The 14172-nt window shown below is 44.4% G+C and carries 13 protein-coding genes; 11 read left to right on the top strand and 2 right to left on the bottom strand.

From position 1 onward, the window contains the following. Positions 1-210 precede the first annotated feature (210 nt). Entirely contained in the window at positions 211-402 is a 192-nt protein-coding gene (locus tag HP399_RS22335) for a helix-turn-helix domain-containing protein (protein ID WP_370642540.1), read from the top strand. Between the two features lie 560 nt (positions 403-962). Here HP399_RS22335 and HP399_RS22330 read toward each other — a convergent pair. Continuing rightward, the gene (locus HP399_RS22330) at positions 963-1922 is read right to left on the bottom strand and encodes a hypothetical protein (protein ID WP_173619044.1); all 960 of its coding nucleotides are present in this window, start codon (positions 1920-1922) and stop codon (positions 963-965) included. A 729-nt stretch (positions 1923-2651) separates the two neighbouring features. Here HP399_RS22330 and HP399_RS22325 point away from each other — a divergent pair. Continuing rightward, a complete protein-coding gene (locus tag HP399_RS22325; protein ID WP_173619043.1) occupies positions 2652-4868 on the top strand; it encodes a glycosyl hydrolase family 18 protein in 2217 nt (738 codons plus the stop codon). Positions 4869-5116: 248 nt separating this feature from the next. On the opposite strand, the gene HP399_RS22320 is transcribed toward HP399_RS22325, so the two are convergent. After that, a complete protein-coding gene (locus HP399_RS22320; protein WP_173619042.1) occupies positions 5117-5359 on the bottom strand; it encodes a hypothetical protein in 243 nt (80 codons plus the stop codon). A gap of 255 nt (positions 5360-5614) precedes the next feature. Between HP399_RS22320 and HP399_RS22315 the strand changes: the two genes are divergently transcribed. From HP399_RS22315 to HP399_RS22275, 9 genes are all read left to right on the top strand, one after another. Beyond that, positions 5615-5809 (top strand): hypothetical protein, encoded by a 195-nt coding sequence (locus HP399_RS22315; protein WP_173619041.1) that lies wholly within the window; start codon positions 5615-5617, stop codon positions 5807-5809. 13 nt (positions 5810-5822) lie between these two features. After that, positions 5823-6290: a YcdB/YcdC domain-containing protein gene (locus tag HP399_RS22310; RefSeq protein ID WP_370642539.1), complete on the top strand. Its 468-nt coding sequence runs from the start codon at positions 5823-5825 to the stop codon at positions 6288-6290. 337 nt (positions 6291-6627) lie between these two features. Beyond that, the gene (locus HP399_RS22305) at positions 6628-7833 is read left to right on the top strand and encodes an ROK family transcriptional regulator (RefSeq protein ID WP_173619039.1); all 1206 of its coding nucleotides are present in this window, start codon (positions 6628-6630) and stop codon (positions 7831-7833) included. Between the two features lie 154 nt (positions 7834-7987). Continuing rightward, positions 7988-9268, top strand: a complete 1281-nt coding sequence (locus tag HP399_RS22300; protein ID WP_173619038.1) for an ABC transporter substrate-binding protein — start codon at positions 7988-7990, stop codon at positions 9266-9268. A gap of 71 nt (positions 9269-9339) precedes the next feature. Further along, the gene (locus HP399_RS22295; RefSeq protein WP_082195893.1) at positions 9340-10299 is read left to right on the top strand and encodes a carbohydrate ABC transporter permease; all 960 of its coding nucleotides are present in this window, start codon (positions 9340-9342) and stop codon (positions 10297-10299) included. A 30-nt stretch (positions 10300-10329) separates the two neighbouring features. Further along, positions 10330-11172 (top strand): carbohydrate ABC transporter permease, encoded by an 843-nt coding sequence (locus HP399_RS22290; RefSeq protein WP_173619037.1) that lies wholly within the window; start codon positions 10330-10332, stop codon positions 11170-11172. 29 nt (positions 11173-11201) lie between these two features. Further along, positions 11202-12191 (top strand): Gfo/Idh/MocA family protein, encoded by a 990-nt coding sequence (locus HP399_RS22285; RefSeq protein ID WP_007726915.1) that lies wholly within the window; start codon positions 11202-11204, stop codon positions 12189-12191. 13 nt (positions 12192-12204) lie between these two features. Then, positions 12205-13179: a Gfo/Idh/MocA family protein gene (locus HP399_RS22280; RefSeq protein WP_173619036.1), complete on the top strand. Its 975-nt coding sequence runs from the start codon at positions 12205-12207 to the stop codon at positions 13177-13179. 15 nt (positions 13180-13194) lie between these two features. Next, positions 13195-14169: a Gfo/Idh/MocA family protein gene (locus HP399_RS22275; RefSeq protein WP_173619035.1), complete on the top strand. Its 975-nt coding sequence runs from the start codon at positions 13195-13197 to the stop codon at positions 14167-14169. Positions 14170-14172 lie beyond the last annotated feature (3 nt).

The raw sequence follows: 14172 nt of genomic DNA, 5'->3' as shown, positions 1-14172 counted from the left end.
TTGGAAAGGGCATTGAAGATATTGAACGGATATGAGTAGGGTCTTAACAATAGCTAATTTTGATGCTAAAAAAGGAGTTAAGGGAAGTTTGAGTAGGTGGATAGAAGTGAAGGGTTAGTTACTCTACCGTCAAATAGACTGGCAATACCAATGGTTTTTGGTTTGTTGAGGTTATGTGAAGTTAAATGAAGTGAATCTCTGTTTTTACTATTGAAGGGTAGCGACCAAACCGAGTCGTTGTTAACGAATCGGGAAAGAGAAGTGTTTGAACTCTTGGTCCAAGATAAGACATCCAAAGAGATTGCCGGACAACTTTTCATCAGCGAAAAGACTGTGCGCAATCACATTAGTAATGTCATGCAAAAATCAGGTCAGGTGTCAAATGTCGATCTCAGGCAGTAGTCTAGAGATTTGAACTCAGTCCACCTAGCCTTTCTTTTCTTCCCTTGGGAGGATTTTTTTTATATTTATTAAACTAGAAGTTAAAAAAATATATAATTTACGATTTACCTCACAGAAAAATGATCAAACTGCAGTAAAGGAAATCATCTGCAAGAATACATCGGGTTAAAATTAATGGCTAAAAATCCGGAACACAATCTAGAAGCAAAAGAGTACGTCGATTAGAAATAATGAGAAATGTCATAGGTATATAATAACTATTCCCCTCTACACGGAGGGGAATTTTTGATAATAAATCTAGTTTCGACTTTGCGAAAAAGAAATTTGAAATCAGTTAACTTAGCGTTTCTTTTCTTCCCTTGGTGGCAAGGGAGATATTGGAAGAAACGTTAAAATATATTGATGTATTTGCTACGGGGAAAAAAGGAGAAATTGAAGATTTTCAGTAAATTGAGCATTCTTTATACGGATTAATATGTAAGGAAGAATTTTTTAGGAGTCAACGATACTTAAAATGTACTAGTAGTTTGACCCACGTTGAATTTTTTTATAGAGCAATATTATTGTCTATTCCTAATATGAATTTGGTCTGTAAAAATGTAATGAATTTGGTTTTTGCTGTCTCTTACCACAATGTAATTTTTATCTTGAAAAACTCGAATTCCTTCTACCTTTTTTATTTCACCATTCAGTGTATAGCTCACTAATACTAAATCTGTATCAAATTGTGCAAGATTCTTACCGAATCCTCCGAATTGATGAGCTGTATGTGATACAAATATAAGAATTATAGTAAAAGAGAATATTACAAGTAAAATGATGTAGGAAATATAGGAAATGGATCTCATTATTCTAGTATGTAGAATGAACGCATTCGATTTCAGAAAATCCCACTTTGAATAATTATGTAATAAAATTTTTGATTCACAAAGAACTGCTTTTAATGTATTTTTATGCTTTTTTTCCGATTGTTTTAATTTCTTTCTAAAAACAAAAAATAGGTATATTAAAAGTACCGCAGCCATATTTCCAGATTGTAATGAGATAAAAACTTCTTGTTGAAAAGAATCTAAATCGATTGCAGAGGTATTCCATTGTATTTCTTTTGCATAAAAAATGTGATTAATTGCCACTTCCCAAAAGGAGGAGTATTTTGAAGAGTAAAATAAGTAATAAGATAGCAAAGATGCAGTATGTAATAATGAAAACGATAAGAGCAATAGTACACCCAAAAATAATAATGCAAAACTGAAATATAGTTTTTTGGATCTAATTTTCTGTAACATAATTGTTCCATAAAACAAGGCTAGACCAAAAGGAATAATAGCTATTAAGGTCATAAACAAATATACGAATGAGTAATAATAATATAGTTCGTTATTAAAGTTTATTGGATTCTGAAAAGCAGTTATTAAGGAAAGTACCTCATTTTTCCCTTTACTTTGTAAGATAATAAAACCAATAATATATATTATTTCATGAGTTATACCTAAAAAGGCGAGAGCTACAAGTACTCTCAAAGTAATGGGGATTCTCAAGTATAAGAGTATGAATTTGCTGAAAGGTATTTTGTCTCTATGTTGTTCAATGAAAGATATAACTTTTATGTACTTACTTTTAATCCAATTAAGCGATCCCAACCCAGTGCCATTCCTTTCAAACGAAAAATGTAAGGATATTAACTCTTAACACTAGCTAACTAGTAAAAATTGGTGATATGTATCATTATTATCGGATTTATCTATGCTTGAGTTGAATCCGATAATTGTGAAAAGGTTTTATCACTGTAATTTATTTAGGATAATCTTTTTTGAGAAAATAAAATCATAAGGCGAAGTGAACCTTGGACGTTTTAGGGAGAGAAAGGCGATCCCTTCTGAATGAACACTTCTTTAGTGAAAGTGTAGCATTACGAGATCATAAAGAAAGCAGATAACTACATATTGTAAGATATTATTAAGTAAAAGCTCGTTTTTGGAAACGAGTAGTGTGGAACAGTTAAATCTTAGGTATGTAGAAGTAGTAAAAACGTAGCGATGCCATGCAAAAATTAGGTGTCAAATCTCTCGTTCGACTTGGTGAACGAGAGATTTGAACACAGTCCACCCATCCTCCCTTTTCTTCCCTTGGTCGGAGGGAAGGGTTTTTTTATGTTCTTTTGCATCGAATTACCCTTTTATTACCATTTATGTAAATACATTAGCATATCGTGATATAAGTCGTAATAAGATGGATTTGTAACAAAATCCATGAAGATCGAGAGGGATACTATGAAATTCAGTAAATGTGTTAGGAATGTGCTAATGGTAGGTGCCCTGCTTGTCACCTCCGTATTGCCAATGGCGGCACAGGCGGCGCAAGTAGAGGAAAATCAAGCGGAGGAGACAGCGGTATCCAATTACAAAATTATTGGCTACTATCCCTCATGGGGGGCTTATGGACGAAACTACAATGTAACGGATATCGATCCCAATAAAGTAACGCATATTAACTACGCATTTGCGGATATTTGCTGGAATGGCAGACACGGCAACCCAGATCCAACGGGGCCCAATCCACAAACGTGGGCTTGCCAGAATGAAGTAGGCAATATTAATGCCCCAAATGGTACGGTTGTTCTCGGAGATCCATGGATTGATGTGCAAAAATCCTTTCCAGGAGATACGTGGGATCAGCCGATCCGCGGAAATTTGAATCAATTGGCAAAATTGAAGCAAAAAAACCCTCAATTGAAGACATTGATATCGATCGGGGGCTGGACGTGGTCCAATCGCTTCTCTGATGTAGCGGCAGATCCGGCTGCACGGGAAGTATTTGCACAATCTTCGGTAGATTTTATCCGGAAATATCAGATGGATGGGGTCGATCTCGATTGGGAGTACCCAGTTGAAGGAGGCTTGCCTGGAAACAGCAAACGTCCAGAAGATAAGCAAAATTATACGTTGTTGCTACAGGCTGTCAGAAACAAACTCGATGCGGCTGAGGTAACGGATGGCAAACAGTACTATTTGACGATTGCCTCTGGTGCCAGCCCTAGCTATGCAGCAAATACAGAGCTTGGAAATATTGCCAGGGTTGTGGATTGGATCAATATTATGACCTACGACTTCTATGGAGCCTTCCAAAAGCAGACTGGACATAACGCGCCGTTGGCCTATGATCCAGCAGCAGGAGCAGCTGGTTTGCCAAATGCTCAAACCTATAATATCCAAACAGCTGTAGAGGGTCATCTTCGTGACGGTGTTCCTGCCAGCAAGCTCGTTCTCGGACTTCCGTTTTACGGAAGGGGCTGGTCGGGTTGCGGAACGGCTAACAATGGAGAATATCAAAATTGCACTGGGCCTTCAGTAGGAACGTGGGAACCTGGCATGCTTGACTTCACGGATATCCAAAATAATTATGTAAACAAAAATGGCTTCACACGCCACTGGAATGACGCGGCAAAAGTGCCTTACCTCTTCAACACGGCTTCGAAAACATATATTAGCTATGACGATGTGACTTCGATCGGACACAAAACCTCTTATATTACATCCAAAGGATTGGCAGGCGCAATGTTCTGGGAATTTAGCGGGGACCGTAACAAGGTTCTACTGGACAAAGTGAATGGCGATCTTCTGGGCGGGACAGCTCCAGTCGACAACGTACCGCCGACAGCTCCAGCCACTCTCCAAGCGACTGCAAAAACCGCTACAAGTGTTAGCCTGAGTTGGGGAGCTGCTACCGACAATGTAGGGGTTACTGGCTATGAAGTATACAATGGCACTCAGCTTGCGAAAACGGTAACCGGTACAACTACGACGATTAGCGGGCTTACAGCTGGCACTACGTACCAATTCACGGTGAAGGCGAAAGATGCAGCGGGTAATTCCTCAGTAGCAAGCAATGAGGTAACGGTTACGACGGATACGATTCAGCCAGACAATCAACCTCCAAGCACACCTACTAATCTAGTCGTAACAGGGAAAACAGGCACGAGTATCAGCCTGAGCTGGGCTGCTTCTACAGACAATATTGCGGTGACGAATTACGAGGTTTACAACGGGACAGCATTAGCAGCGGATGTAACGACTACGACTGCAACTGTCACAGGACTCACGCCTAACACGTCTTATACCTTCTCGGTGGTAGCGAAGGATGCAGCAGGTAATTCTTCTCAGAAAAGCATCGAGGTCGTAGGCGTGACAGATGCTGCAAATCCGGGAACTCCAGCATGGGCGCCAAATGTAAGCTACGTGCCTGGTGACCTGGTTAGCTATCAAGGCAAGGTATACAAATGTCTGCAACCACACACTTCTCTCGTAGGGTGGGAGCCATCAAATGTAGCGGCTCTCTGGCAAGTTCAACAGCAAGCGGCAGTAGAAGGAGTCGATGGTTATGTAGATGAGGAGATTTTGGAGGAAACCGAAGGAACGGAAGGAACAGAAGAAACGCCAGAAACAGAAGGAAATGCAGATACCCAATAAGTAAGGAAGGGGCTGTCCCTCTAGTCATAAATGACGGAGGAACAGCCCCTATTTGTTCGTTTGGAAATTAAGCAAAGGCTTTTAACAGTTGGAGGACTAATGGAATAAGATCTCCAATAAAAGTAAGAATCGCAATTGCAGTATTCATAGAAGCCCCTCCTTAAAATTCCAAATTCACTATTATTATATTAATGTTCATTATAGTAATCAAGAAATATTTTCCACTCATGTCGAATTAACAAAGTGGCTTATGTAAAAAAGTGATAGAATGCGTTGATAACAATAACGATTTGTAATGCAACCAGTCCAAAAATAATAACAGACCAGTCTCTGTTTTTTTTCCATTCCAATACGCCTTTCGAGGAACAGATAACGACAAGGCCTACCAATGCTAATAGCTGAAAGAAAGCGACACTTGTCAGTAGTGCTAAAATTCCAATGACAACAACAACAGTTGCAGTCGCTTTAAACCAAAAGGGCTGCTCACTCATACTAACGCCCCATTTCCCTTTTTTGTAAATTTTAACATACATAAGAAATAAGCCAAGCCATAAGGCCCAGTTGGGGACTTAAATGAAAAGCAAAGGGGAGTATTCCGACTTCTTACCAAGGCAGGCACAGCGTTCCTTCGATTCATCGGAGGAATGTTTTTTTATGTAAATGTTTCGGGATAATTGAAACAAAACAGATTGAGGTTCGAATAATGAATGCGAGAAAGCAAATATGAACAGACGAGAGGAAGAGAAATGATGAAAAAAGTTACGCACGCTGTGTTCCTCCTGATGGCTGCAAGTATTGCGATGTCATCTTCTAGTGGTGCAATGGCAAGGGAGAACACGCTGGAAAAAATAAAAGTAGAGCAAATGACACCTGAAATAAACAAACTGGTAGAAAAAGGGGTTATGATTTTGCAAAAGGGGATGTCTTTTTTGAAGAATTAACTGGTGAAAACCCGTGATTATCAATTATTTCTGGAAAACAAAGAAAGGGGAGGGACGTACTAATTATTCGTGGAGAACGGACGACGGATGGATTGGGAGCATGCTAATCGAACCGGAGACAGGTTCAATTGTGAACTATCATGTCATCGATACTCGTGTGTCAAAGACCGCTACTAAAAAATTGACGCAAGAGCAGGCTTTGCAATTGGCCATAAATGAATTAGCAGAGATCGCTCCTGCCGGTACGGGTGAGCTGCTGCTACTTCAGCCCGGAGAATATGATGAAAGTACAAATCAATACGCCTTCCATTTTGTAATGCAAAAGCAAGGGATTCCTGTAGAGGATTGGCTGACGCATATCTCGATCAACGGTAGCAATGGGAAAGTCATGGGGATCGATCTCAATGAAAAGGTCGATGGAGTAATGACTGATCCGAAGAAGGCAATCTCCACCAGCTTGGCTTCCACATCGTCCTCATAATAGTAATGGTACGTTAGTTCATAGTGGGTGGAGCGGTTTTTCCAGATAAGAGTGGCTAATGGGCCGTTGTAACCGAACTTGGCGGGGCCATTCTTTAGTGGAATGGTTTTCGTTTCATCGTAGCCTCCGATAAAGTCTCCAGAGCTATTAGAATCCAAGGTGAGATAGGCACCCAAGGCGATATAGTATATCAGCTTGATTGTTGGCGAATATATATGGAATATTCAATCAGAAAAAATTGATTGAAATCTAAGAAAAAACGAAATTGACACAAAATACAAATTTCAGTATGATCACTTTATAAAGTCATTGGAAAAACAAAGGATGAACGAATACGATGCGCAGAACTGGAGATCTGAAACTAATCCAAGAGCTCAATCGCTTTATTATACTCGACACTATTCGCCAGTTTGGGCCCATCTCGCGAAGTGATATCGCCAAAAAGCAGGGCATCAGTCCAACTACAGTCACCTCGGCAGTCAATGAGCTGATCCGTGACGGCATGGTTGCAGAAGATGGGACAGGTGAGTCAAAGGGTGGCCGTAAGCCTATTATGGTTCGCTTCTGTCCAGACGGGAAGTTTTTGATTGGCGTCTCTATTACGAATACAGCGATTACGATTGCTGAAATGAATTTGGAAGCGGCTACAAAGCAAAAGAAAATCTATCCGGTAAAAGCTGGTCTAGTGAGTGACCTGATCATCCAGTATGTGCTGGATTCGATTGAGGACTTTCTCCAGTCAGTGGATGATGTTAGTCGTTGTCTAGGCATTTCCATCATCGCACCAGGGATTGTCGATGCAGCGAGTGGGGTCATCCGCTTCAACTCCAAGCTGCGCTTGCATGATGTTCCGTTAAAGGACATGGCAGAAGAACGTTTTGGGCTAAACACATGGCTCGACAATGATGCCAATGCAATCGCCCTGGCAGAAAAAAACTTCGGTGGTGGACTGAATGCTGACAATCTCCTGTTTGTTACCGTAGGAGAAGGGGTTGGTTCGGGTCTCGTTGTAAACGGTTCCATCTTCCGCGGAAGCCGAGGTGGAGCAGGTGAATTCGGGCATACGACAGTCGATCGAAGTGGGATGCGCTGTGACTGCGGCAACGTCGGCTGTTTGGAAAACTACGTGGCGTGGCCAGCCATTTACTCAGGCATATTGTCCGCCGTTACACGCGGAAAAGAAACGCTCGTCATGGATTTGGCTGACGGAGATATGACAAGAATCACATTTGATGTCTTTCGCCAAGCACTGCATCAAGGGGATCAAGTATGCCAAGACATCGTCGACGAAATCGCTTCGTACTTGTCGATCGGCATTGTGAATCTGGTGAATTTGTTCAACCCGAGCCTAATCATTCTGGGTGGAGAAATGATCCGAGACAATCAAGTATTGTTTGATCGCATCCAAAAACAAGTGATGGCTCAAGCGATGGGGACGATGGTCGAAGGGCTGGAATTCCGTCCAACTGTATTGGGAGCTGATTTCGAGGTCAAGGCTGCTGCTGCTGTTTTGTTACAAGAGGTTTTTCACTTCAGCTTGTAACATCTTTTTTGCATACTTTATTTGGTCATTGGAAAAAGAAAGTTTTCATCCATCAAAAATCGTTGAAAGGGGGCGAGTCGAAAAGGGAAGCGTGTCGTGTTTGGCAATGTTTTGGGGGTAAAAGAGGAGAACGTAAATCGAGGAGGGATTTCTGATGAAGAAGTTGGTTTCGATTGCAATGGCTGCTCTCTTGGTAGCAGTGGCAGGATGTTCGGGCGGCGGACAGAGCTCCGCACCAGCTGGAACGACTGACAGTGCTGCTTCAGGCGAAAAGGTAACGCTCACATATGCTCTGTGGGACAAAAACCAATTGCCTGCGATGGAGGAAATCGCGAAAAAGTTTAACGAAAAGAATCCGAACGTGGACATCAAAATCGAGCTAACGCCTAACAAGCAATACTGGACAAAGATGGAGGCAGCCGCAACGGGTGGCACCTTGCCAGACATTTTTTGGATTAATGGTCCACGTATTATTAAATACGCAGCGAATGACATGCTCTTGCCGCTTACAGATCAAATTAAGGCAGATGGCATCGATCTGAACAATTATCCGAAAGCTCTCGTTGATCTCTACACCTACGATGGACAAAACTACGCGCTACCGAAAGACTTCGACACCATTGGCCTTTGGTACAACAAGAAACTGTTTGACGACGCAAAAGTATCGTATCCAGACGAAACCTGGGATTGGAACAAGCTGAAGGAAGCAGCAAAGCAATTGACTGATGAGAAAAAAGGCGTTTGGGGAATTGCAGCACCTCCTTATGGACAAGACGGCTTCTATAACACGATCTATCAAAGCGGTGGCTATATCATTTCGGAAGACAAGAAAACGTCCGGCTATGACAAACCGGAAACGATCGAAGGCCTCAAGTTTTGGACAGACCTGATCAACGAAAAATCATCCCCAACAGCAGCACAATTGTCCGAAACAGAGGCAACACAGCTGTTTGAATCAGGCAAGATCGCGATGATGTACAACGGATCATGGATGGCATCTGCTTTTAATAAGAATGAGTATACAAAGGACAAAGTGGACGTGACGTATCTTCCAAAAGGGAAAGAGAACACAAGCGTCATTCACGGCCTGGGCAACGTGATTTCGGCTAATACCAAACATCCGAAGGAAGCATGGGAATTCGTGAAATTTTTGGGTTCGAAAGAAGGGGCAGAAATCCTGGCAAAATCGGGTGCTGCGATTCCGGCATTTAACGGAACACAGGATACATGGGTACAATCCATGCCGAACTTTAATCTGAAAATTTTTATTGATCAGGCAGCTGCAGCAAAACCATATCCGATCTCGAAGGACACAGCAAAATGGGCCAAGCTGGAAACAGAGCTCATGACCAAGGCTTGGGCTGGTCAAATGAGCGTAGAGGATGCTTCCAAAGAGCTCGCACAAAAAATGAACGAAATGCTTAGCCAAGAATAAAAGCTCCATGATGGATGGCTTCGCATCATGGACGAGGCCATCCTTTTTTGAAAAGCTTATGTAAGGAGGGAATGAATGCGATGAGCAGCCAGTTGCAGCCTGAAATGCACGCCGCCGTCCAGCCAAAAACGAAAAAATCGTTGAATCGCATGAAGAGAAGTGATTGGTTCTGGGCGTATCTCATGATTGCTCCCACACTGATCGGGTTGGGTGTCTTCTACTTATGGCCGATCGTACAAACCATTTATTTGAGCTTTACCAAATGGGGAGGATTCGGCAAGTACAAGTGGGCTGGCTTACATAATTACGAGTTGTTGTTCAAGGACCCTTACTTGTGGATCGCGCTGAAAAACACGCTAATTTATACAGTGATCGCAGTTCCTGTCGGTATCGCTATCTCCATTTTTATCGCTGTGCTGCTTAATCAGAAAATTAAGGGTATTACGATTTATCGCACCCTGTACTTCCTGCCCGTTGTGACGATGGCGGCAGCGGTGGCGATGGTGTGGAGATGGTTGTACAACGCTGACTACGGTCTGATCAATTATTTGCTGGGCTTGGTAGGCATTGAGGGCCCACGCTGGATATCTGATCCCGCCATTGCTTTGTATGCGGTGATTATCGTTGCCGTTTGGAGCTCCATCGGATACAACATGGTGATTTTTCTGGCCGGATTGCAAGGGATCCCGAGAAGCTATTACGAAGCAGCAGAAATTGACGGAGCGGGACCGGTTCGTATGTTTTTCAAGATTACGTTGCCGCTGTTGACTCCATCGATCTTTTTCGTCAGTATCACTTCCTTGATTGGGGCTTTTCAAGTATTTGACCTGATTTATCTGATGCTCGGAAGCAAAATGGGCAATCCGGCGACTGAGCAAACGCAGACGATGGCGTACTTGTTCTTTACGAATGGATTTGAATCAGGGAACGGTGGCTATGCGGCCGCAGTTGCTGTCGTGCTTCTGGTGATGATCCTGATCGTCACTGCTATTCAAATGAAGTTACAGAAAAAATGGGTTCACTATGATTAATCAAAGCTGAACAGACGGGAGGGATATGGAATGAGTGTTTATACGAGTCGGAACAAAATGGGCAAGAAGTTGTTGATTCATCTGCTGTTGATTGCAGGTGCTCTCGTGATGATTGCGCCATTCGTCTGGATGGTCCTCACTTCTCTCAAGTCACTAGGCGAATCGACACAGGTGCCTCCAGTCATTTTGCCGACCAAGTATCAATGGGAGAATTACACCCATATTTTTGAGATGCTGCCCTTCTTGGACTTTTATTGGAATACCGTGATCACAACCGCGGCGAAGGTAGTCGGGCAAGTATTCCTTTGCTCGCTTGCGGCATACGCATTCGCGCGAATTGAATTTCCAGGGCGAAACGCCTTGTTCATCTTGTTCTTGACCGTTTTGATGGTGCCAGGTCAGGTGTTTCTGCTTCCGCAATTTATGATCATGAAAGAGCTTGGCTGGCTGAACACGTTAACAGCATTGATTGTACCAGGATTGTTTAGTGCATTTGGAACGTTTCTTCTGCGTCAGTTTTTCATGTCGCTGCCAAAAGAACTGGAAGAGGCGGCGAAGCTCGATGGCTGCAACCATTTTCAGATTTACTGGAGAATTATGTTGCCGCTGGCGAGGCCCGGCTTGATCGCACTCGCCATTTTCGTAGCGTTGTGGTCTTGGAACGACCTAATGTGGCCGCTGATCGTCAACAGCACGCCTGATAAAATGCCGCTCTCCGCTGGTTTGGCGTACTTGACGGGCGAGCACACCAATTTGACGAATTACCCGATTTTGATGGCGGGCTCCGTTCTTGCCATTTGGCCGATGATCATCGTCTTTATATTCTTGCAGAAGCATTTTGTCGAGGGAATTACCCTAACTGGGTCCAAATAGTCATTTTCGAAAAAAGGAGTGAAACCATTATGCATCATGTTCTGGTAATCGGAGCAGGAACCATGGGGACTGTTCACGCGAAATCGTATGCTGCCATGGAAAACGTCAAGCTGGTCGGGATCGTCGATATCCGCAGCGAGAGAGGAAAAGAGCTGGCAGCAGAGACAAAAACAGAATGGTTTGAAAGCTATGAAGAGGCTATGGAAAAATTGGCGCAGGTCGACATCGTAGACGTGTGTTTGCCTACGTACCTTCATAAAACTTATGTGAAAAAGGCTGCGGATGCAGGCAAGCATGTCATTTGCGAAAAGCCGTTGGCTCGTGATAAGGAAGAGGCTCGTTTTATCGTTGATTATTGCCGGGAGAAGAACGTCAAGCTGTTCGTTGGACACGTCCTGCGCTTCTTCCCGGAATATGAAAAGTCCCGTCAGTTGGTTAATGATGGTGCGATTGGTAACGTTGGTGTGGCACGTACGTTCCGTGGTGGTATTTTCCCAACAGCGTGGAACGACTGGTACGCGGACTACAAAAACAGTGGCAGCCTTGTATTAGATATGATCATTCACGATTTTGACTTTTTGCGTTGGTGCTTCGGGGATGTGGAGCGTGTGTACGCGAAAGGCTTGCTTGGTCGAGGTTTTGCCCGGATGGATTACGCACTGGTTACGCTTCGCTTCAAGAACGGCATGATTGCACATGTGGAAGGCTCGTGGGCACATGAAGGCTTCGCGATGAAAATGGAGCTGGCAGGGAAGGAAGGCATCATTTCCTACGACAGCTCGAAGGAAAAACCGCTTGTGGCGGTTAATCGCTCGAAGCAAGCAGGCATGAGCGGAGTCGCAGTTCCGGAGAGTCCGTTGCGTGAAAACCCGTATTTCAGAGAATTGAAGCATTTCATCGAGTGCATCGACCGTGATCTGGAGCCACTCGTGACGGCAGAAGACGCCGTGAAAGCGGTAGAAATCGCTCGTGCTGCGCTTGTGTCAATCGAAACGGGTAAACCCGTAACTTTGGTGTAGGAGGGGACTGGACATGAAACTCGGAATCATCAGTGTTGCACATATGCATGCATACAGCTATGCAAATGCGATTGCGAAAGTAGATGGGGTTCAATTGGTCGGAGTAGCAGATGAGGATGAAGTACGCGGAAAGGCGGCGGCTGAAAAGTTTGGCGTTCCGTTCTTCTCCGATTATCATGAGCTGCTCGCAACGGATATCGATGCGGTCATCGTCACCTCGGAAAACGCCAAGCACCAAGAGCATACGTTAGCGGCAGCGAAGGCTGGCAAGCACATCTTGTGCGAAAAACCGCTGGCGACAACAGCAGAGGCTGCTCAAGAGATGATCGACTTTTGCCACGAGCAGGGCGTTATTTTGCAGACGGCATTCCCCGTGCGATTCCATCCGGCTGTTGTTCGAGCAAAGCAATTGGTGGAGCAAGGCAAGGTCGGACGTATCATGGCGATCCGGGGTACGAACCGTGGACAAAATCCTGGTGGTTGGTTCGTCGATCGGGAAAAATCCGGCGGAGGCGCAGTGATCGATCACACGGTTCACGTTGTTGATTTGATGCGCTGGTTCATGGACTCTGAAGTGCGTGAGGTTTACGCGGAGGTAGACAGCAAGTTTTCCGATACACCGATTGATGATTGCGGCATTTTGACCATGGAATTTGAGAACGGAGTTTTTGCCACACTCGATTGCAGCTGGTCTCGTAACAAAGCCTTCCCGACATGGGGAGATGTGACGATGGAAATTATCGGGACAGAAGGCACGATCTCGCTCGACGCTTTTTCTCAAAAGCTGGATGTCTATTCCAATGAAAAAGGATTGAAGTGGGTCAACTGGGGCGATGACATGGACAGTCAATTGGTCAAAGATTTCGTCACCAGCGTGCGTGAAAAGAAAGCGCCGTCGATTACGGGTGAAGACGGCTTGCGAGCGGTGGAAGTAGCACTCGCAGCTTATCAATCTGCTGAACAGAAGCAACCAGTCGTATTACGCTAGGACGGTGAATGACGCATGAGTGTACGTGTAGGCATGATCGGCGTAGGTGGAATCGGGCAGCATCATCTGAAAGGCTTATTGACGGACGAAAGGGTAAAGGTCGTTGCGGTGTGCGACGTGAACCAAGAGGCGGCTGCAGAGACTGCTGAGCGCATTGGTGCGCATGGCTACACCTCTTGGCGTGAGCTAGTAGAGGCAGAAAAGCTGGATGCTTTGTTTGTGTGCGTCCCACCTTTTGCGCATGAAGAGATTGAGGAAACGGCGGCGGCGAAAGGCATTCATCTGTTTGTGGAAAAGCCAATTGGGCTGGACATACAGAAAGTGAACGAAAAGCAAGCAGCGATTGAAAAGGCAGGGATTATCACCGCGACTGGCTATTGCCTACGCTATCTCGATATCGTGCAGGAAGCAAAAGCGTACTTGGAAGGCAAGCCGATTGCACTCGTTCGTGGCCATTATTTGACTAAGTTCGTCACGACACCTTGGTGGAGGGAAATGGGCAAGTCAGGCGGACAGCTTGTCGAGCAGGCGACACATACATTGGACATGATGCGGTATTTGGCCGGAGATATCGAGAAGGTCTATGCGCAGATGGCCTTGCTCGCCTCGCGTGACATTCCAAACATCGATATTCCAGACGTGACATCCATCAGTATGGTGTTTCAGTCAGGGGCGCTAGGACATCTGGATACGTGCTTCATCCAGCAGGATCACCGTACAAATGTAGAAATCTTGGGTAAAGATTTCCGCGTCATGATCGACGGGAAGCAATTAGCGATCATGGATGAGCAGGGAGCACGTACTCAAGAGAGCACAGTGGATATGTACGTGGAGCAAGATCGAGCGTTTATTACAGCGATTTTGACAGGGGATCGCAGCTTGATTCTGTCGCCGTATGAATCAGCGAGAAAGACGCTAGAAGTAACATTGGCAGCGAATCAGTCGGCACAAGAAGGAAAGCCTGTCACTATTTTGAGAAAAGGGGAGTGAGGC

The sequence above is a fragment of the Brevibacillus sp. DP1.3A genome (genome assembly GCF_013284245.2).
Taxonomy (GTDB): Bacteria; Bacillota; Bacilli; order Brevibacillales; family Brevibacillaceae; genus Brevibacillus.
This window is presented reverse-complemented; position numbering and strand designations above follow the sequence as displayed.

What these genes read in the sequence shown, in the direction of transcription:
- HP399_RS22325 (WP_173619043.1), top strand. Translation starts at nt 2,652, where the DNA reads ATGAAGATCGAGAGGGATACTATGAAATTCAGTAAATGTGTTAGGAAT.
- HP399_RS22320 (WP_173619042.1), bottom strand. Translation starts at nt 5,359, where the DNA reads ATGAGTGAGCAGCCCTTTTGGTTTAAAGCGACTGCAACTGTTGTTGTT.
- HP399_RS22315 (WP_173619041.1), top strand. Translation starts at nt 5,615, where the DNA reads ATGATGAAAAAAGTTACGCACGCTGTGTTCCTCCTGATGGCTGCAAGT.
- HP399_RS22305 (WP_173619039.1), top strand. Translation starts at nt 6,628, where the DNA reads ATGCGCAGAACTGGAGATCTGAAACTAATCCAAGAGCTCAATCGCTTT.
- HP399_RS22300 (WP_173619038.1), top strand. Translation starts at nt 7,988, where the DNA reads ATGAAGAAGTTGGTTTCGATTGCAATGGCTGCTCTCTTGGTAGCAGTG.
- HP399_RS22295 (WP_082195893.1), top strand. Translation starts at nt 9,340, where the DNA reads ATGAATGCGATGAGCAGCCAGTTGCAGCCTGAAATGCACGCCGCCGTC.
- HP399_RS22290 (WP_173619037.1), top strand. Translation starts at nt 10,330, where the DNA reads ATGAGTGTTTATACGAGTCGGAACAAAATGGGCAAGAAGTTGTTGATT.
- HP399_RS22285 (WP_007726915.1), top strand. Translation starts at nt 11,202, where the DNA reads ATGCATCATGTTCTGGTAATCGGAGCAGGAACCATGGGGACTGTTCAC.
- HP399_RS22280 (WP_173619036.1), top strand. Translation starts at nt 12,205, where the DNA reads ATGAAACTCGGAATCATCAGTGTTGCACATATGCATGCATACAGCTAT.
- HP399_RS22275 (WP_173619035.1), top strand. Translation starts at nt 13,195, where the DNA reads ATGAGTGTACGTGTAGGCATGATCGGCGTAGGTGGAATCGGGCAGCAT.